The sequence below is a fragment of the Pararhizobium sp. DWP1-1-3 genome, from assembly GCF_049896125.1.
In the GTDB taxonomy this organism is placed as follows: domain Bacteria; phylum Pseudomonadota; class Alphaproteobacteria; order Rhizobiales; family Rhizobiaceae; genus Pararhizobium.
This window is the reverse complement of the sequence record NZ_JAFCTR010000002.1, coordinates 216,123-233,826: the sequence shown is the minus strand read 5'-3', so window position 1 is coordinate 233,826 and position 17,704 is coordinate 216,123. Positions and strand designations below refer to the sequence as shown.

At 61.1% G+C, this 17,704-nt stretch carries 20 protein-coding genes; 6 read left to right on the top strand and 14 right to left on the bottom strand.

What is annotated here, in order from left to right:
• Positions 1-79: 79 nt before the first annotated feature.
• From ACP7BS_RS05700 to thrC, 4 genes are all read right to left on the bottom strand, one after another.
• Positions 80-2,992 carry an EAL domain-containing protein gene (locus tag ACP7BS_RS05700; protein WP_426228821.1) on the bottom strand — a complete coding sequence of 971 codons (2,913 nt, stop codon included), beginning with the start codon at positions 2,990-2,992 and terminating at the stop codon, positions 80-82.
• Positions 2,992-3,603, bottom strand: coding sequence for a GNAT family N-acetyltransferase (locus ACP7BS_RS05695; RefSeq protein WP_426236841.1), 612 nt, complete (start codon positions 3,601-3,603; stop codon positions 2,992-2,994). The genes ACP7BS_RS05700 and ACP7BS_RS05695 overlap by 1 nt, the downstream gene beginning before the upstream one ends.
• An 87-nt stretch (positions 3,604-3,690) precedes the next feature.
• Positions 3,691-4,992: a M16 family metallopeptidase gene (locus ACP7BS_RS05690; RefSeq protein WP_426236839.1), complete on the bottom strand. Its 1,302-nt coding sequence runs from the start codon at positions 4,990-4,992 to the stop codon at positions 3,691-3,693.
• A gap of 16 nt (positions 4,993-5,008) precedes the next feature.
• Positions 5,009-6,415 carry a threonine synthase gene (gene thrC, locus ACP7BS_RS05685; protein ID WP_426236837.1) on the bottom strand — a complete coding sequence of 469 codons (1,407 nt, stop codon included), beginning with the start codon at positions 6,413-6,415 and terminating at the stop codon, positions 5,009-5,011.
• A 439-nt stretch (positions 6,416-6,854) separates the two neighbouring features.
• Here thrC and ACP7BS_RS05680 point away from each other — a divergent pair, with 439 nt between their 5' ends.
• Positions 6,855-7,409 carry a hypothetical protein gene (locus ACP7BS_RS05680; RefSeq protein ID WP_426228817.1) on the top strand — a complete coding sequence of 185 codons (555 nt, stop codon included), beginning with the start codon at positions 6,855-6,857 and terminating at the stop codon, positions 7,407-7,409.
• A 105-nt stretch (positions 7,410-7,514) separates the two neighbouring features.
• Here the strand turns inward: ACP7BS_RS05680 and ACP7BS_RS05675 are convergent, their stop codons facing one another.
• The 4 genes from ACP7BS_RS05675 to ACP7BS_RS05660 all read right to left on the bottom strand — a co-directional run bounded on the left by ACP7BS_RS05675 (position 7,515) and on the right by ACP7BS_RS05660 (position 10,067).
• Positions 7,515-7,775 (bottom strand): hypothetical protein, encoded by a 261-nt coding sequence (locus ACP7BS_RS05675; RefSeq protein WP_426236835.1) that lies wholly within the window; start codon positions 7,773-7,775, stop codon positions 7,515-7,517.
• A 2-nt stretch (positions 7,776-7,777) separates the two neighbouring features.
• A complete protein-coding gene (locus tag ACP7BS_RS05670) occupies positions 7,778-8,206 on the bottom strand; it encodes a putative toxin-antitoxin system toxin component, PIN family (protein WP_426236833.1) in 429 nt (142 codons plus the stop codon).
• Positions 8,207-8,312: 106 nt separating this feature from the next.
• Complete coding sequence (locus tag ACP7BS_RS05665) at positions 8,313-9,008, bottom strand: HAD family hydrolase (RefSeq protein WP_426228816.1); 696 nt, start codon at positions 9,006-9,008, stop codon at positions 8,313-8,315.
• A 147-nt stretch (positions 9,009-9,155) separates the two neighbouring features.
• Positions 9,156-10,067, bottom strand: a complete 912-nt coding sequence (locus ACP7BS_RS05660; protein WP_426236831.1) for a LysR family transcriptional regulator — start codon at positions 10,065-10,067, stop codon at positions 9,156-9,158.
• A gap of 96 nt (positions 10,068-10,163) precedes the next feature.
• On the opposite strand from ACP7BS_RS05660, the gene ACP7BS_RS05655 reads away from it, so the two are divergent.
• On the top strand, positions 10,164-11,039 hold the full coding sequence (locus tag ACP7BS_RS05655) for an aldo/keto reductase family oxidoreductase (RefSeq protein WP_426236829.1): 876 nt from the start codon (positions 10,164-10,166) through the stop codon (positions 11,037-11,039).
• Between the two features lie 154 nt (positions 11,040-11,193).
• A complete protein-coding gene (locus tag ACP7BS_RS05650; RefSeq protein WP_426236827.1) occupies positions 11,194-11,646 on the top strand; it encodes a DUF1284 domain-containing protein in 453 nt (150 codons plus the stop codon).
• A gap of 70 nt (positions 11,647-11,716) precedes the next feature.
• Here the strand turns inward: ACP7BS_RS05650 and ACP7BS_RS05645 are convergent, their stop codons facing one another.
• Entirely contained in the window at positions 11,717-12,931 is a 1,215-nt protein-coding gene (locus tag ACP7BS_RS05645) for a multidrug effflux MFS transporter (RefSeq protein WP_426236825.1), read from the bottom strand.
• A gap of 79 nt (positions 12,932-13,010) precedes the next feature.
• Complete coding sequence (locus ACP7BS_RS05640) at positions 13,011-13,739, bottom strand: ArsR/SmtB family transcription factor (RefSeq protein ID WP_426236823.1); 729 nt, start codon at positions 13,737-13,739, stop codon at positions 13,011-13,013.
• Positions 13,740-13,856: 117 nt separating this feature from the next.
• On the opposite strand from ACP7BS_RS05640, the gene ACP7BS_RS05635 reads away from it, so the two are divergent.
• Both ACP7BS_RS05635 and ACP7BS_RS05630 read left to right on the top strand, forming a co-directional pair.
• Complete coding sequence (locus ACP7BS_RS05635) at positions 13,857-14,186, top strand: NIPSNAP family protein (protein WP_426236821.1); 330 nt, start codon at positions 13,857-13,859, stop codon at positions 14,184-14,186.
• Positions 14,183-14,548, top strand: a complete 366-nt coding sequence (locus ACP7BS_RS05630; protein WP_426236819.1) for an antibiotic biosynthesis monooxygenase family protein — start codon at positions 14,183-14,185, stop codon at positions 14,546-14,548. The genes ACP7BS_RS05635 and ACP7BS_RS05630 overlap by 4 nt, the downstream gene beginning before the upstream one ends.
• A gap of 108 nt (positions 14,549-14,656) precedes the next feature.
• Here ACP7BS_RS05630 and ACP7BS_RS05625 read toward each other — a convergent pair whose 3' ends face one another.
• Both ACP7BS_RS05625 and ACP7BS_RS05620 read right to left on the bottom strand, forming a co-directional pair.
• Positions 14,657-14,797: a DUF86 domain-containing protein gene (locus ACP7BS_RS05625; RefSeq protein ID WP_426237452.1), complete on the bottom strand. Its 141-nt coding sequence runs from the start codon at positions 14,795-14,797 to the stop codon at positions 14,657-14,659.
• A 111-nt stretch (positions 14,798-14,908) separates the two neighbouring features.
• Positions 14,909-15,205: a nucleotidyltransferase family protein gene (locus ACP7BS_RS05620; RefSeq protein WP_426237450.1), complete on the bottom strand. Its 297-nt coding sequence runs from the start codon at positions 15,203-15,205 to the stop codon at positions 14,909-14,911.
• Between the two features lie 142 nt (positions 15,206-15,347).
• On the opposite strand from ACP7BS_RS05620, the gene ACP7BS_RS05615 reads away from it, so the two are divergent.
• Positions 15,348-16,478 (top strand): site-specific DNA-methyltransferase, encoded by a 1,131-nt coding sequence (locus ACP7BS_RS05615; protein WP_426236817.1) that lies wholly within the window; start codon positions 15,348-15,350, stop codon positions 16,476-16,478.
• 85 nt (positions 16,479-16,563) lie between these two features.
• Here ACP7BS_RS05615 and ACP7BS_RS05610 read toward each other — a convergent pair whose 3' ends face one another.
• Positions 16,564-16,764 (bottom strand): hypothetical protein, encoded by a 201-nt coding sequence (locus ACP7BS_RS05610; RefSeq protein WP_426228807.1) that lies wholly within the window; start codon positions 16,762-16,764, stop codon positions 16,564-16,566.
• Positions 16,765-17,345: 581 nt separating this feature from the next.
• On the bottom strand, positions 17,346-17,702 hold the full coding sequence (locus ACP7BS_RS05605) for a nuclear transport factor 2 family protein (protein ID WP_426236815.1): 357 nt from the start codon (positions 17,700-17,702) through the stop codon (positions 17,346-17,348).
• Between the last annotated feature and the right edge of the window lie 2 nt (positions 17,703-17,704).

Below are 17,704 nucleotides of genomic sequence, written 5' to 3'. Positions count from 1 at the left end.
CGTTGGAAGCGGTCTGATGTCCGCAAAGTTCCCAAAACAGACGCCCGTCGAATTACCCACAAGATAAAAATCGACTCACTCACGCCCGCTTCATCAGCGGAAACCGTTCCTTCAGCAACCGCTGTATCGATTCCGAGCCGATCGGGGGGCCGAAGAGGAAGCTTTGGCCGAAGTCGCAGCCCATCTGGGCGAGCTGGATGGCGTCTTCCTCGGATTCGATGCCCTCGGCAACCACCTGCATTTCGAGTTCGCGGGCCATGGTGATGACCGAACGCAGGAGGATCGAGCGCTTGTCGCTGGGGTCCCTGACCAGCGACTTGTCGATCTTGATCGTGTCGAACGGAAAGCGGGTGAGGTAGGCGAGCGACGAATGGCCGGTGCCGAAATCGTCGAGCGCCAGTTTTAGGCCTGCATCCTTCAGCTTCTCCAGCACAAGCCGCGCCTGTTCCGGATTTTCCATCACGACGGATTCGGTCAGCTCCACCTTCACCTTGCGCGGATCGCAATGGTTCTTGTTCAGCACCGCACGGATGTCGTCATAGAGGTCGTTGTTGAGCAGCTGTGCGCTCGACAGGTTGACGGAAACGAAGATCGGCAGTTCGCCGGTCTGGATCTGCCATTCGATGAGGTCGCTGGTCGCCCTTTCAAAGGCGAACATGCCCAGTTCGTTGATCAGATCGGAGTTTTCCGCGATCGGGATGAATTCCGACGGCGAAATGCTGCCGCGCTTGGGATGCTCCCAGCGCATCAGCGCCTCGAAACCGGCGATCTCGGCATCGACCAGGCGGACGATCGGCTGGTAGACGAGGCTCAGTTCCTTGCGCTCGATGGCGCGGCGCAGGTCGGTTTCCAGCTGCAGGCGGTCGGTGCCCGAAGCGCGGAAGGCCGGGCGGAAAGGTTCGACACGATTGCCGCCGGCCTTCTTGGCGCGGAACATCGCCAGTTCGGCATCGTCGAGCAGGCCTGCGGCATTTTCCTGCTGATCGACCCAGGAGACGAGGCCGATCGAGGCCGTCAGGTTAATTTCGCGATTGCCGAAATTGAGCGGCACCATGATCGCCTTCGACACTGCATCGGCGAAATCGGCGACCTTGGCGGTATCGCGCTCCGACATCAGGATCAGCCCGAATTCGTCGCCGCCGAGACGCGCCAGCGTGTCCTGCGGCTTGACCAGACGCCGCAGACGGCGGGTCAACGCAATCAGGATATTGTCGCCGGCAGCGATGCCCAGCATGTCGTTGACCTGCTTATAGCGGTCGATGTCGATGGTGATGACGGTGGGGCGCACGGCGCTTGATCCGGGCGCCAGCGACAGAAGCGATTGCAGCCGGTCAAGGAAGATCTGCCGGTTCGGCAATCCGGTCAGATTGTCGTTGAGAGCATTGTGCAGCAACCGGTCGATGGAATTCTTCTGCTCGGTAATATCGACGATGGTGCCGACGCAGCGGATAATTTCCCCGTTGGCGCCGAGCACCGGCCGGGCGCGGATCGACAGCCAGTGATAATGGCCGTCTTCGGCGCGAACACGGAACTCGTGGTTCAGGCGGCCCTTGCGATGTTCCAGAAGCACGTCGAGCGTCGCGCGAAACCGGTCGCGGTCGTCGGGATGCAGGCGCGGCAGCCAGTTGCGGGCGGCGCCGTGCATGGTGCCGGGCGACAGGCCAAGCTGGGCGGAAATGTCGGGGATGGTCACGACGCGGTCGCGCGCCACGTCCCAGTCCCAGACGGTATCGCCGGAGCCGGTCAGCGCCAGCGACTGGCGCTCCAGATCGGAAAACAGCCCCTGGCTATAGGCACCGCCGGCAAAGGCGTGCTGCATCACCGTGAAGCCGATCAGAAGCACGATCAGCACGAGACCGCCGCCGAGCGCCGGCTGGACGATGTCATTGGCGAGCTGGCCGGTGACGGTCAGCCATGCCCCAAACAGCCAGACGAGGATCAGCAGCCAGGCCGGTACAAGCAGGATGGCGCGGTCGTAGCGGTTGAAACCGAGATAGGCGATCAGCACGATCCCGGCCGTGCCGGTCAGCGCGAAGGAGAGGCGGGCGATACCGGAGGCGATGGCAGGGTCATAGATCGCCACGCCGAACAAGAGGCCAAGGCCGAGGATCCAGGCGAGCGTCGCGTAGCTCAGGTGCTGGTGCCAGCGATTGAGGTTGAGATAGGTGAACAGAAAGATCACAAGGCCTGCGGCGAGAAACACCTCGCTGCCGGCGCGCCATATGCGCTCATCGCCGGCGGTAATCGAGATCAGTTTCGACAGGAAGCCGAAATCGACGCAGATATAGGCCAGCACCGCCCAGGCGAGCGCTGCCGTCGCCGGCAGCATCGAGGTTCCCTTGACGACGAACAAAATGGTCAGGAACACCGCAAGCAGGCCGGCAATGCCCAGCACGATGCCGCGATAGAGTGTGAAAGCGTTAACCGTGTCCTTGTAGGCGTCCGGCTCCCAGAGGTAGATCTGCGGCAGGTCGGGACCGGCGAGTTCGGCGACGAAGGTGATGACCGAGCCGGGGTTGAGCGTGATGCGGAACACGTCGGCCTCGTCGCTCGGCTGGCGGTCGAGCGCAAAGCCTTCGCTCGGGGTAATCGACAGGATGCGCTGCGATCCGAGATCGGGCCAGAACAGTTTCGAATTTACCAGACGGAAATGCGGTGCGACGATGACGCGCTCCAACTGCTCTTCCGAAACGTTGGCAAGCGCAAACACGGCCCAGTCGCCCTGGTGGTTTTCGGCGCTGGAGCGCACCTCGATGCGCCGCACGATGCCGTCGGTGCCCGGCGCCGTCGAGACCTGGAAGGCTTCGCCACGGCCGGTGTAGATTTCCGTCGTCGCCGTCAGGTCGAGTGCCGTGTCCTCGCGGGAAATCTTGACGGGTTCGGTGGCAAAAGCCGCGCCGTTGCCGATCAGCCAGAACGCGATCATCATGGCGGTGAGAAGCGCCAAGAGCCTTCGTGCTGACGGGGAAAGTGGCAGGCGGGTCAAAAACATCAATCACTCGAATTCTTATGTTGCATGCTGTCCTGCGAGAGCAGCGAGAACATCAGATGATCCCGCCATTGCCCGTTGATTTTCAGGTATTCCCGCAAGTAGCCTTCGCGCTGAAACCCGGCGTTTTCAAGGAGCCGGATGCTTCTGTGGTTCTCGGGAATACAGGCTGCTTCAATACGGTGCAACTGAAGGCTCGAAAAGATGTAGGGAATAGCCAGTTTGACGGCCTGCGCCATATGCCCCATGCCGGCATATCGTTCGCCCATCCAATAGCCGATCATGCAGCATTGGGCGGCACCCCTGCGGATATAACCGATGGTCAAGCCACCGATCAGCTGGTCGCCGCCGCGTGAAATGATGAACAGCGGCACGGCCTGGCCAGAGGAAAATTCCTGTTCGTTGCGGATGACGCGGGAGCGAAAGGCGCTCTCGGTCATCTCGTCGGCCCGCCAGGTCGGCTCCCAGGGCTCGAGAAAGTCGCGGCTTTCGCTGCGCAGCTGATACCATTGGCGGTAATCGGTTGATTTCGGCAGGCGCAGCATATGCGTCGCGTTGCCAATCTCGACCGGGCCCGGCTGCCGTGACAGAAACCGAAAGACCGATCGTGTCATGGAAGCCTCCGCAGCGGATGGGTTGAGACCATATGCGAGAGTGCCGGGCGCTCGACGAACGCCCGGAGGTCGCTCATCAGAAAAAAGCTAGCCGTTGGCAGCCCGGGCGCGGACAGGCTTGTTGGAAAGTGCGCCAAGAATATCGTCCATCGGCGCCAGCTTCTCGACCGGGCCGATCGCCGAGAGCGTCGGAATGGTATCGAAGAACAGCCGGCCGGCAAGATCCGTCAGGCGTTCGACGGTGATGCCGGACAGGCGCTCCATCAATTCTTCGTTCGGGATCGGGCGGCCGTAGAGCATCATCTGGCGGGCGATCTGGCCGGCACGCGCCGCCGGGCTTTCCTGGCCCATCAAAAGCTGGGCACGGATCTGCGCCCGGGCACGGTCGATTTCCTGCTGTTCGATGTTCATCGACGACTTGCGCAGTTCATCGATGATGACCGGCATCAGTTCCGGCAGGTTTTCGCCGCCGGTTGCCGCATGAACGCCGAAGATGCCGGTATCGGAAAAGCCCCAGTGGAAGGCGTAGACCGAATAGCACAGGCCGCGATGTTCGCGGACTTCCTGGAACAGGCGGGACGACATGCCGCCGCCGAGAATATTGGCAAGGATCTGCGAACAGTAGAAATCGCGGGCGTGATAGGCCTTGCCCTCGAAGCCGAGCAGCACCTGCGCGTCCATCAGGTCGCGGCTTTCGCGGACATCGCCGCCGGTATAGTGGGCGACATCGGCGACCGGAGAAGCCACCGGCTTTTGCGGCAGGCTGGAAAAGCGGTCTTCAACCTGTCGCACAAAACTATCATGATCGACAGCACCGGCACCGACGACGAACATCCGGTCGGTGGTGTAGTTGCGGTCGAGATAGGTGCGGATCTGCTGAGGCGTGAAGGACAAGACCGTGTCCGGCGTGCCGAGGATCGGGCGGCCGATCGTCTGGTTGGCAAAGGCGGTTTCGGCGAATTTATCAAAGACGACATCGTCGGGCGTGTCGTTGGCAGCGCCGATTTCCTGCAGGATGACCTGCTTTTCGCGCTGCAGCTCGTCCTCGTCGAAGGAGGATTCCGTCAGGATGTCGGCGAGAATATCGACAGCGAGCGGCACATCGCCCTCTAGAATACGGGCATAGTAGGAGGTGGTTTCCGTGGATGTCGCGGCGTTGACTTCGCCGCCGACATTTTCGATCTGCTCGGCGATATCGCGGGCTGTTCGCCGCGCGGTGCCCTTGAACGCCATATGTTCCAGCAGATGGGCAATGCCGTGCTCGTCCGTGGTTTCATCGCGTGAACCGGATTTGATCCAGACCCCGAGCGCGACGCTTTCAAGATGCGGCATGTTCTCGGTGACGACCGTCAACCCGGATTGCAGCCGGGTGCACTCAACTTTCATCATACGTCTTTCTGCGTCCTTATTTCCGGATGCGGGCCCGCTCGTTGATATAGGTTTCAACAGCTTTTAGCTCGGCGTCAAGAACGTCGAAACGCTCCTCCCTGACCATCAGATTAGCAAGCCACGTTGGAAGCGCCGGGTCAATACCACTGGCCGATTTTACTGCAGCCGGGAATTTCGCCGGATGCGCGGTGGCAAGCGTCACCATCGGCACGCTCGTGGTTTCATGCTTGTTGGCGACGAAGACGCCGATGGCCGTATGCGGGTCGAGAAGATAGCCGGTGGTCTCCAGCGTCTTGGCGATGGTCTTCGCCACATCCTTCTCGGTTGCCCGGCCTGCCCGGAACACCTTGCGCATCGATTTCAGCGCATCGTCCTCGATTTCGAAGGAGCCGGACTGCTTCAGGTTGGCCATGGCGCCGCGCACCTTGGAGGCGTCGCGATCATAGACCTCGAACAGCAGCCGTTCGAAATTGGAAGAGATCTGGATGTCCATCGACGGCGAGGTGGTGGCCTTGACGTCGCGCATCTCGTATCGGCCTGTATCCAGCGTGCGGGCAAGAATGTCGTTCTCGTTGGTGGCAACCACCAGCTTGTCGATCGGCAGGCCCATCTGGCGCGCCACGTAACCGGCAAAGATATCGCCGAAATTGCCGGTCGGGACGGTGAAGGAGACCATCCGGTCCGGGCCGCCGAGGGCCAGCGCGGTGGTGAAATAATAGACGATCTGGGCCATGATGCGGGCCCAGTTGATCGAATTGACGCCGGAGAGCGCGACGCTGTCGCGGAAGGCGATGTCGTTGAACATTTCCTTGACGAGGCTCTGGCAGTCGTCGAAATTGCCGTTGATCGCCACCGCGTGGACATTGCTTTCCGTCGAGGTGGTCATCTGGCGCTGCTGAACCGGCGAGACCTTGCCATGCGGGAAGAGGATGAAGATGTCGGTACGGTCGCGTCCGGCAAAGGCATCGATGGCAGCCCCGCCGGTATCGCCCGAGGTGGCGCCGACGATGGTGGCGCGCTCGTTACGTGTCGTCAGCACATGGTCCATCAGCCGCCCGAGCAGCTGCATCGCCACGTCCTTGAAAGCCAGCGTCGAGCCATGGAAGAGCTCCATGATGAAGGCATTCGGACCCGTCTGGACAATCGGGGCAATCGCCGGATGGCGGAAGGTCGCATAGGCCTCGTCGATCATCGCGCGGAACTTGTCGCCGGGGATTTCTCCGTCGATGAAGGGGCTTAAAACCGTAAACGCGATGTCCTGGTAGGATTTTCCACGCATCGCCCGGATTTCCTTCTTGGTGAAGCTTGGCCATTCCTCAGGCACATAGAGACCACCATCGCGGCCGAGACCGGCCAGAAGCGCATCGCAAAAACCCAGCGAAGGGGCTTCGCCCCGCGTCGAGATATACTTCACCTTGACCATCCTTCGTCGTCTGTTTGCTGCCGCAGACGTTGCGGCGGGAATTGACCGGCACCCTGCAGCGCCGCGCGCCATCTCATGGCGCGCAAAGGTCGCTGCAGCATTTCAAGTCCACTGCATAGTCTTTCCCAAATCGATTCCGATCGAGGGATAGAATATGCAGTAGTCGAACCCGGTGCGAACCGCGGTTCTTTTTGCGTCAACCCTTGGCAAAGCTGACGGAAATATCGGATTTTCGTCTATACCCGGCCGGTTCAGTGAGTCCTGAAAAATTGGCGTTCCGGCATCAGACTCCAATCGATTTTTCAATGCGTCGCTGCTATAGACCATCGCCAAGGGTCTTGAAAGGCTCAAGTTGCAGGGCTGAAAACCGAAAAATACCTTATTTTGCGGTCAGTCACGCCTGCGGCATCAATTTGTGCAAGGCAGGGGGTCAAGTCAGGTGTTTGGTAAAGTTTCCATCCGTCTTCTCGGAATTTCACTTCTCGTGGTCGTCGCGGGCTGCAACAAAACGGACACGGGCGGCGCGATCGACGCAGGCGGCAGCGCCGCTGCACCGACACCGGCGGTCATCCAGGGCGCTTGCCCGCAGGTCTACCTGCTCGACGGCACCGCCAACTACCGGACCTACGCCAAGGGCGCCAAGGATGATCCGACCAAGATCGTCTACCAAGCGTCGCTGGCCGATACGACGCGCCAGTGCGTCCAGAACGAAAGCCAGCTGGTGATGACCGTCGTCGTCCAGGGCCGCGTCGTTTCCGGCCCGGCCGGAGGTGCTGGTACCGTCAACCTGCCGATCCGCGTTGCTGCGACCGACGGCAAGAACACGCTCTATTCGGAATTGACGCAGTATCCGGTCGATGTCCAGACCGGCACCGGCTCTGCCCAGTTCATCTTCACCAAGACCAACATCGCTCTGCCTGGCGGCGCCGGCGATTTCGCCAAGATCTATGTCGGCTTCGACGAAGGTCCGGCTGCAGGCAAGAAGAAGAAATAAGCGGTATTTTCTGCTTGATCTGGAAAGCCGGCGCGAGAAAATCGTGCCGGCGTTTTTGTTCGGTGAAATCGGCAGCGGGGAAAGCTGCCTTTTAGGATGACCTTCCTACGTCTTCGGCCCGGAATCCGCGATGAGTTCATCGCCAGCATCGGGCTTTACATTCGGAGTGCGATCTAGGATGGCCAGAGCAGCGCCCGCGTTTCCGCGATCAGCGCGTTTCTTCAGTTTCATGATCGCGCGGCGATGTCCGATTCCATCGGCGATGAACGCCGATAGCAATTGGTTTAGCGATACATTGTCTTCAGCCGCGACTTGTTTTGCTTCTTCCATCACATGATCTGCAAGCCGCAAAGGGTATGTGCTCATGTTCATCTCCTTCTCGTCAACCCAGCGACGAACTCTCCTGCTTTGATGACCTTCAACCCGAAGGCTTCGACCGCTGGATGCTGAAAATGCCTGTCGCTGCTCACTATGGCATCCGCATTGGCGGCAAGAGCGCATTCTATATATAGGTCGTCTTTTGGGTCGTTCAGAAATGGCCTGAAACGAAACCATGGAGACACCAATTTGGCTTGAGAAAAAACAGCATCGAGAACGACATCAATTTCGCGATGACTGAGCCAGGCCTTATCGCCTAAAATCCCAGGCTGTTTCAAAACATCTTCATATTCAAGCGCAACTGCGGGTGAAATGGAAAATGAAACGCCTCCGCTGATCATCCTGCGAAGAAGAAAATGCGATGCTCCGTTCGATGAGCGGAAAGCCGAAAGCAAGACATTAGCATCAACGACGATCATGCCTATCCTGATATCACATGCGATATCGTGTCAAGTGACACTCGGCGGTGGATGGGCGACCGCCGCGCGAGGCAATTGCCCATCCTATGCAAGCGATGTGGGATAGTTACGCCGTCAGCGTTTCCGACCATTCCGACAGCGCCGCAATGACGCCCGGAAGTGCGCTCATGCGTGAAATCACCGTTTCGGCGCCGGCTTCGGTCAGCTTGTCGGCATGCGAGGGATAGGTATGCGAAGCGCCGGTGAAGCCGACGACGCGCATGCCGGCGGCGATGGCGCCATGGATGCCGTGGACGGAATCCTCGATCACCAGAACGCGCGACGGATCAACGCCGAACTGCTTTGCGCCGTGCAGGAAGATGTCAGGCTTCGGCTTGACCTTGTCTTCGCCGAGATCGCGGGCCGAATAGATATGCTTGCCGAAATGATCCTTGATACCGACCTTGGCCAGCATCGAGGAGAGCCGCGCCGAAGTCGAGTTCGAGCAGATGCAATGCGGCAGCTTGATCTGCGCCAGCATCGGCTTGACGCCGTCAATGATGTTGAGATCGTTTGCCAGGCGCTTGTCGAGAATGGCTTCGGACTTGCCCAGTATCGACGCCGAAAACGGGATGTCCGCTTCCTTCTCGATGGCAAGCAGCGTGTTGTGCCAGGTCATGCCGGCAAAGCGCTCGGCCATTTCCTCGGTGCTGATCGGGTAGCCCGATTCCGTCAGAAGCTCGGCCTCGACTTCGCTTGCGATGATTTCCGAATCGACGAGAACGCCGTCGCAGTCGAAGATGATGAGATCAATGCTGGTCATGCCGAAATAATCCTTTGGGAGATGCTGGCCGTTTACACGATGCGCCCGGAAAGCTCAACCGCGCGGAACGGAAACCTGCCATGCGCCAAGGGCGGAGCGGCCCAAGTTTCATCGGACATGGAACTGCGGATCTGTCGCAGCCAAGCGTCAGGTCCGGTTGGGCAGCGCCTTGACGAAGTCGATGAAAGCCCTGAGCGGTGCGGGCACCAGGCGCCGTCCGGGATAGTAAAGGAACGGCCCCGAAAAGGATTGCCACCAGGGTTCCAGAACCGGCTCCAGCGCGCCTGTGTCCAGATGCGGGCGCAGCCAGTCTTCGAACAGGGAAATGATCCCTGTTCCGGCAATGGCGGCATCGACGGCGAGATCGATCGATCCGCCGACACTGACGATCAGCGGCCCCGCGGGATCGACCCGCACCACCTCGCCATCAAGCTCGAACTCCCACGGTGCCGTCGTCCTGCCGCTTGCAAAGCGGCCGAGCAGACAGGCATGGCCGAGCAGTTCGCGCGGATGCCGGGGCCGGCCGCAGCGGTCGAGATAGGCGGGGGAGGCTGCCGTGGCAAAACGCTGGACACGCGGCCCGATCGGCACTGCGATCATGTCCTGCTCCAGCTTTTCGTCATAGCGGATGCCGGCGTCGCAGCCGGCCGCAAGCATATCGACAAAGCTGTCGTCGGCCATGATCTCCAGCCGGATATCGGGATAGGCGGCCAGGAACGGCGGTATGATCGCCGGCAGCACCAGCCGCGCCGCGCTGACCGGCACATTGAGGCGCAGCGTGCCTGCCGGCCGGTCGCGAAAGCCGTTGACCACGTCGAGCGCCGCCTCCACCTCGGTCAATGCCGGGCCCAGCCGTTCCAGCAGACCCTTGCCGGCTTCGGTCGGCACCACGCTTCGCGTCGTCCGGTTGAGCAGCCTGACGCCCAGTTGAGCCTCAAGGCGGCGCACTGCTTCGCTGAGAAAGGAGGCGCTGCTGCCAATCGTACGCGCGCCTTCGCGAAAACCACCGGCACGCGCCACTGCCACAAACGCGTTCAGATCACCCAGATCGGTCTTCATTGTTCGCCACCCCGCACACACTGTGCGGATTATGCCCCGTTTTCATGCGTGCCGCCACCGCCTATCTTGAGATCGTCTCTTGAAAGGAACCAGATCATGTCAACTGTCGATCAGTCCGGAACGTTCACCCTCGGCGACCGCAGGGTAAAAAGGCTTGGCTACGGTGCCATGCAACTTGCTGGCCCCGGTGTGTTCGGCCCGCCGAAGGATCATGATGCAGCACTCGCCGTGCTGCGCGAGGCTGTTGAAAGCGGCGTGGATCATATCGATACCAGCGATTTCTACGGCCCGCACGTCACCAACCAGCTTATCCGCGAAGCATTGCATCCCTATCGTGACGATCTGGTCATCGTCACCAAGGTCGGTGCCCGGCGTGGGGCGGATAAGTCGTGGGCCCCGGCTTTTTCCCGCGAAGAACTGACCAGTGCCATTCACGACAATCTGCGCAATCTCGGCCTGGACGTCATCGATGTCGTCAATCTTCGCCTGATGTTCGGCGTGCACGGTCCGGCCGAAGGATCGCTGGAGGCACCGCTCACCGTGCTCGCGGACCTGCAGCGGCAGGGCTTGATCCGTCATATCGGGCTGAGCAATGCCACCGCGACGCAGATCGCCGAAGGGCGTGGCATCGCCAAAATCGTCTGCGTCCAGAACCAGTATAATCTGGCCCATCGGGACGACGATGCCCTGATCGGCGATCTTGCCCGCGACGGCATCGCCTATGTGCCGTTCTTCCCGCTCGGCGGCTTCAGCCCGCTGCAGTCGTCGACGCTGTCGGACGTCGCAACACGGCTGGACGCCACGCCGATGCAGGTGGCGCTCGCCTGGCTGCTGCGCCGTTCGCCGAACATCCTGCTCATCCCCGGCACCTCGTCCGTCGGCCATCTCCGCGAAAACCTTGCCGCAGCAGACCTTGTTCTGGCTGAGGACGTCGTCAAGGAACTGGATCAGGTGGGCAATACCGCCGCCTGACGGGACCCGGTCATCGTCCGTCATCCGCTCCGCCACTTTTACCCGTGGCGGAGCAAAGTGCTGCGTGTCGAAGGCCGAAGGTCTACATTGGCCACCGGTTGCCGCTGGTGGAATTGCCGGGTAAAACCCGATTTTGACCCCGCCAAGGCCCACCATGACCGTCCGCCTGCGCCCGCATCATCTGCTCTGCATGCTGACCTTCGTCGGCAAGGGCTACACTGAGGCTTTCACCGAAAATTACATCCGCATCGCCGCCCGTCTTTCTGCGGGCGAGGATATTGTGGTGGTCGAGGGGCCGGACGATGTCTGTGGGCCGATGCTTGGCGAACCGGGCATGCACTGTCTGAGCGAGAGTGTGACCGATCGCGATTTGAAGGCGAGCGATGCGGTTGAGGCTTTGCTCGGGGTATCCGCTGGTCCCGGTTCGTCGATCCGGCCCAGCATCGATTTCCTGCAGCGGATGCGTGCGGCCTTTGCTCAAGGCTCGATCCGCGACGCCTGTGAGCGCTGCGAATGGTCGCCGCTCTGCACCGGCATTGCCATTTCCGGTTTCGATGATGTGCTGGTCGTGGCAACGGCTGGCCCACCACCGTGTGACCCAGGCTGACGCGGTTGCAGGGGTGCCGCCATGTCCACCGCCACCAGTTACGAAGACGGCCCGAATTACTGCTGGCTGTCTACCGTAGGGCTTCCACGGGTGCGGCATCTCCCCGCGCTGCAAGCTCGGCCAGCACCAGCGCGCTGACGCCGGCGATGAGGAAGCCGGCCGACAGCGCAAACGTCGTGCCGTCATAAAGGGTGCCCAATCCGATGGCGAACAGCGTTGCGACCAGGCTTGAGCCGGAAGCGATCAACGATGCGCCGAGCCCCGCAACCTGTCCCAGCGAGCGCATGGCCATGGCGTTGAGGTTGCCGAACAGCACGCCGATGGCAAAGAATGCCGAAAAGGCGAGCACCATCAGCACGGGCAGGGGCGGCCTTCCGCCCCAGAACGCGGAGACTGCCAGCATCGCCAGGCCTGCCATTGCGAGGCCGGTGAAGCCGCAGCGCGCCATCGTGTCCGAACCGAAACGTTGCACCAGCTTGGCGTTGAGGAACGAGGCGAGCCCGATCCCGGTGGCCAGCGCCGCGAAATAGAACGGAAAAGTCTCAGCGATTCCATAGGCATCGAAAAACAGCTCGGCGGCGGTGCTGAGATAGAGCAGCTGGGCGCCGAAAACGAGCCCAGTCGCGATGATCAGCAGCGTCACGCGCCGGTTCGACAGGATGCGCCATCCGTTCGACACCAGAAGCCGGGGACGAAAGGCAATGCGCTTGGCAGGCGGCAGTGTTTCGGGTTGCCGCATCACCAGCCAGAGGCCGAGCAGGCCAGCCAGCCCGAGATAAACAGCAAAGACGCTGCGCCAGCCGCCAACAGCGATGATGCCCTGCGCTAAGGCCGGCGCCAGCATCGGCACGAGAATGAACAGCGTGAACATCAACGACATGACGCGGGCCATTGCATCGCCCTCGAACTGGTCGCGGATCATCGCCCGCGTGGCGATCTTCGGGCCGGAGACGCCGATGCCTTGAACAAACCGGCCAAGGATGACCATTTCCAGCGATCCCGCTGTCATGGCGACCACTGTTCCCAGCGCATAGACGCAAAGGCCGAGAACAAGCGCCTTCTTTCGTCCGAGCGCGTCGGACAGCGGCCCGAGCAGCAATTCTCCGCACGCCATGCCGAGGATGAATAGGGAGATGACGTGTTGGGTGGAGAGTGGAGGTGCGGCGCCGACATCGGCCCCGATCTGGCGCAGCCCCGGCAAAAGCGCATCGATGCTGATGGAGGTCAGCGAGGTCAGGCAGGCATAGAGCGCGATGCGCTCGCGAAAACTGGTCGAGGATGTCATTGGCCGTATCGCGTTGAAGGGGTGATCCGACCTATAAACAGTCTTCCGGCAAAACCCCAGCCCGGCAACGGGCTTTTGGTCACGCTTCGAGGGTGTGCTGGTGACGGGGATCGGCCGTCGATGGCGCGGGCAGGGGGAAGAGTGTTGCAAATTCCGTTTCGCCGGTGCCGGTGAAGCGGATGGCGCGGCTGTCGGGCTCGCGCCTGGCCCAGCCCTTGTCGAGAAACAGCGTCAAAAGCGCCTGGCCAAGCGAGCCGGAAAGATGCGAGCGGCGTTCGCTCCAGTCGAGGCAGGCCCGGCAGAGCGGCCGGCGCAGTCGCGTCAAAGCCGCAAGATCGATGCCGAGCGAGGTCATTTTGTCTTTGCCGGATGGCGTCAGATGCAGCGTGTCGCCGGCTCCGGCGATCACCTCTTCCGCCACCAGGCTGTCCAGCATGCGCACGCCGTAATCGCCCGCCAGGTGATTGTAGCAGACGCGGGCCTTGCGCAAGGCCGGGTCCTTGGGGCCGGTGCGATGGCGGGTGAAACCGCGATAGGCGGCAAAGCCCATCAGCCCCTCGATCATCAGTCCGACATCGTCGTCGGCAAGGGTGAAATAGCGGTGCCGCCCCTGTTTGCGTTGCGAGATCAGGCCGCCCACTTCCAGCTTCGACAGGTGCGAACTGGCGGTCTGCAGGGTGATCCCCGCCGTCCCGGCAAGCTCCGTGGCCGTCAGTGCCTTGCCGCTGGTCAGCGCTGTCAGCATGTTGGCGCGGGCGGGATCGCCGATCAGCGACCCGATGAGGGCGATATCTGGACCTTCTTTCATGCGCGGATGTTAACCGCAGCCCGCAACCCCGGCAAGGCCCGACACTTCGATCGTCATCGAAGCATCCGGTCGCTGTAAAATGGCACAACGGGGCATCCGCAAACCAAGGAGAGACCCATGATCACCTGTTTCATCCGCTACGAAATCGATCCGTTCAAGCGCGAGGAATTCGCCGCCTACGCCCGCAACTGGGGACAGGCAATTCCGCGCAACGGCGCCGACCTGATCGGTTATTTCGCCCCGCACGAAGGTTCGGCCACCACGGCCTATGCCGCCTATCACATCGAGAGCCTGGCCGCCTACGAAGCCTATCGCACGCGGCTGGCTGCCGATCCGCTCGGCATCGAAAACTATCAGTTTGCCAGGAAAGAACGGTTCATCCATAGGGAAGACCGGATTTTCCTACAGAACGTCTCCGGCCCGCATGCAAAGGCAGTGTCGTTTTGATCGCCGTCATCTTCGAGGTGACGCCGGCCGATGACCGGCGCAGCGCCTATCTCGATCTGGCCGCGCAACTTCACACCCGGCTCAACGAGATCGACGGCTTCCTGTCGATCGAGCGGTTCGAGAGCATGAAGATACCCGGCAAGATCCTGTCTCTGTCGTTCTGGCGCGACGAGGCGGCGATCGCCACCTGGCGCAACGGTCCCGAGCATCGGGCGGCCCAGCATGCCGGCCGCAACAGCACCTTCGCCGACTACCGCCTGCGCATCGCCGGCGTCATCCGCGACTATGGCATGACAGAGAGGGACGAGGCACCGGCCGATAGCCGGGTGTTTCATGACGTGCCGAAAACCCAGGTGCGATAGACATGCCAGCTGGGAATTTTCGGAAGAGGCAGCCTTGAAAGTTGCCTCTTCTGGCAAGATGGCACTGCTAGCTCAATAGTGGGCACAAGGGTGCGTCGAATTGCTCGTTCAGCGCCAGGAGTGCCGTTTCAGAGCAGGCAGTTCGTCTGTCACGACGCCCCAGATAATCCTGTCCGACAGTCCGTGATACTCATGCCGTAGAACATTGCCGATCGTTCGAACCTGCGGCCAGGGTACTTCTGGCCGGATTGCCTTAACGTCGTCGGGAACGGCGCGGCTAGCTTCGGAGACGATTTCGATAGCCCGCTGCCTGCGATCGCTTCCAGCATATCGCCAAGTGCATGACGAACTCCCGCGCCATCAAAAAACCTGTACGGCGGATTGTTCGATCCCTGATTTCAGCACCGGATGCAGCCCGTCCCGGGTGGTGATGTCAACCGGCATAGATAGCTGCGTTTCCAGGAAAAGTTTAATGCCGATCAGGTCGAAGGCGTTAAATCGGCTGGCCTGATCGTAGTCGATGAACAGGTCGAGATCACTGGCAGTCGATGCGGCGTCTCGAGCCGTCGAGCCGAACAGAAAAAGCGCCGTGGCACCCATGCCGCGAACGGTATCGGCCTGCTCCTGCAGTCTGGCTATGGCGTGGCTTCTGTCCATAAAAATAGGATACCGCATCGGCACCGGAGTTTCCATCCTGCTGTATCATTTCGCAAATTTTCCGCCCCCTTCAGCATTTGGTAACCAAGTTCGGTAACCATAAGGGCCAATCAGTTCCGAGTAAGCGTAGGTGCGAGTGTCCATGTCATCAGTTGTTTCGTTGGCCGAAATCTCCCGCGGCGTCAGCCCTGCAGGCTGGCTCGATTCCATCATCAAAGGCGATTGCGTCGCCGCTCTTGAGGCGCTTCCCGACAACTCCGTCGATGTCGTCTTCGCCGACCCGCCATACAACCTCCAGCTTGGCGGTTCGCTACACCGGCCCGACCAGTCGCTGGTCGATGCCGTCGATGACGAATGGGACCAGTTCGTGTCCTTCGAGGCCTACGATGCCTTTACCCGCGCCTGGCTGCTCGCCTGCCGCCGCGTCCTCAAACCGACCGGAACGCTCTGGGTCATCGGCTCCTATCACAATATCTTTCGCGTCGGCGCGACCCTGCAGGACCTGAATTTCTGGATCCTCAACGACATCATCTGGCGCAAGACCAACCCGATGCCGAATTTCAAGGGCCGCCGGTTCCAGAACGCGCATGAGACGTTGATCTGGGCAAGCCCGAGCGCGAAGGGCAAGGGCTACACGTTCAATTACGATGCCCTCAAGGCCTCGAACGACGACGTGCAGATGCGCTCCGACTGGCTGTTTCCGATCTGCTCGGGCGGCGAGCGCCTGAAGGGCGACGACGGCAAGAAGGCGCATCCGACCCAGAAGCCGGAAGCCCTGCTGGCCCGGATCCTGATGGCCTCGACCAAGCCGGGCGACATCGTGCTCGACCCGTTCTTCGGCTCCGGCACCACCGGTGCCGTTGCCAAGCGCCTCGGCCGCCATTTCGTCGGTATCGAACGCGAGCAGGCCTATATCGATGCGGCATCCGAGCGGATTGCGGCCGTCGAGCCGCTCGGCAAGGCGACCCTGTCGGTGATGACCGGCAAGAAGGCCGAACCGCGCGTTGCCTTCAACACGCTGATCGAAAGCGGCATGATCAAGCCCGGCACGGTGCTGACCGACGCCAAGCGCCGTTACAGCGCCATCGTGCGTGCGGACGGAACAGTGGCCAGCGGCAGCGACGCCGGCTCGATCCACCGCCTCGGCGCCAAGGTGCAAGGGTTGGACGCCTGCAACGGCTGGACCTTCTGGCATTATGAAGACGGCACGGCGCTCAGGCCGATCGACGACCTGCGCGCCGTCATCCGCAGCGGCATGGCCAAGGTCAACTGATCAACCGCGCCCACTGAAAACCAAACGCCGCGCACCTTGAGGTCGCGCGGCGTTTGCATGTTAATTCAGCCCATAAAGCTGCGCCTCAGGATTTCCCCGCCGGTTCCATCAGGACATCGAAACAGTGGGCGCAATAGCCGAATTGATAGCCGCTGGTCTGCCACGGCTCGACCGGCTCTTCGCAGCAGATACAGTGAATCACCCATCGGGCAGGGCTTTCGGAATTGTTCTCCGGGCCGTGTTGCCTGTCTTTGGGTCTGTTCGAAATCTCGGTAGTCTCGTTCATATGGCCTGCCTTTCCCGTCTGCGGACGGGAACGAGTTCCTGAAAAGACGAGTTTCACCACAGTGGCGGAAGTGGCGGATTTTTCGCGCTGTGAGTCGGCGTGATGGTGCCGACCGTGCCTGTTGCCGTCAAAAAAATCCAGACAATCCGGACCTGATTTCCGCGAAGACGAAGCCGTCTTTTAGAACAATTTAACCATCTCACGGATAGTTTGACCACGAGCAAGGACGACCGCGTGATCAACCACGCGAGGCGCGCGGGCAGGCCCGTAAATTGCTTGGCGGCGCGGCATCGAAGCCATTCCGTTCACAGATAGTTTTCGACCGGTTTAGTACCTTCAGTCCCGGAAGAAGACTTAAACGCCCAGGATCCGCGATGGTCCTGGGCGTTTCTGTTTCCGGCACCGGAAAGTTCCGATGCTCTCTTCCGCCAGGCTTATCTCCCGTGCTGTTGGCACGATGCCCGAGAGACGAAGCCTCCGCTGGCCGTGCCGTCATTGCTGCTTTTTGGCATGCGAGCCTCGTTCCATGCTGGATTCCGAGGGCTCATCCTGCGCCGGCAACGGGCATCGGGAAACGAGCCTTAGAAATCAGTGACATCGACATTGGTGACCTTGCCCTGATCATTGAAAGTGATGGTTTCCTCACCCTGGCGGACAAGAGGACATCCGGTGGTCGCGCTAGTGGCCCTGAGGCTCCAGACGGCCCGGGCCGCGCGCGCGGAGACCTGTTCGATCAGGCTGTCTTCGGCCACCTGGTCCGGATATTCGGCAAAATAGCGCCGGAACGCTGCCATGATATCGGCGCGGCCCTTGAGGCCCCCGACCTTGCCGGAGGAATAGGTTGCATCATCGGCGAAGAAATCGTCGATGGCTTCAAAATCGAGATCGCCGATCACGGCATGAAAGCGCGCGGCGGCAGCCACGGGATCGAAGGGCATGC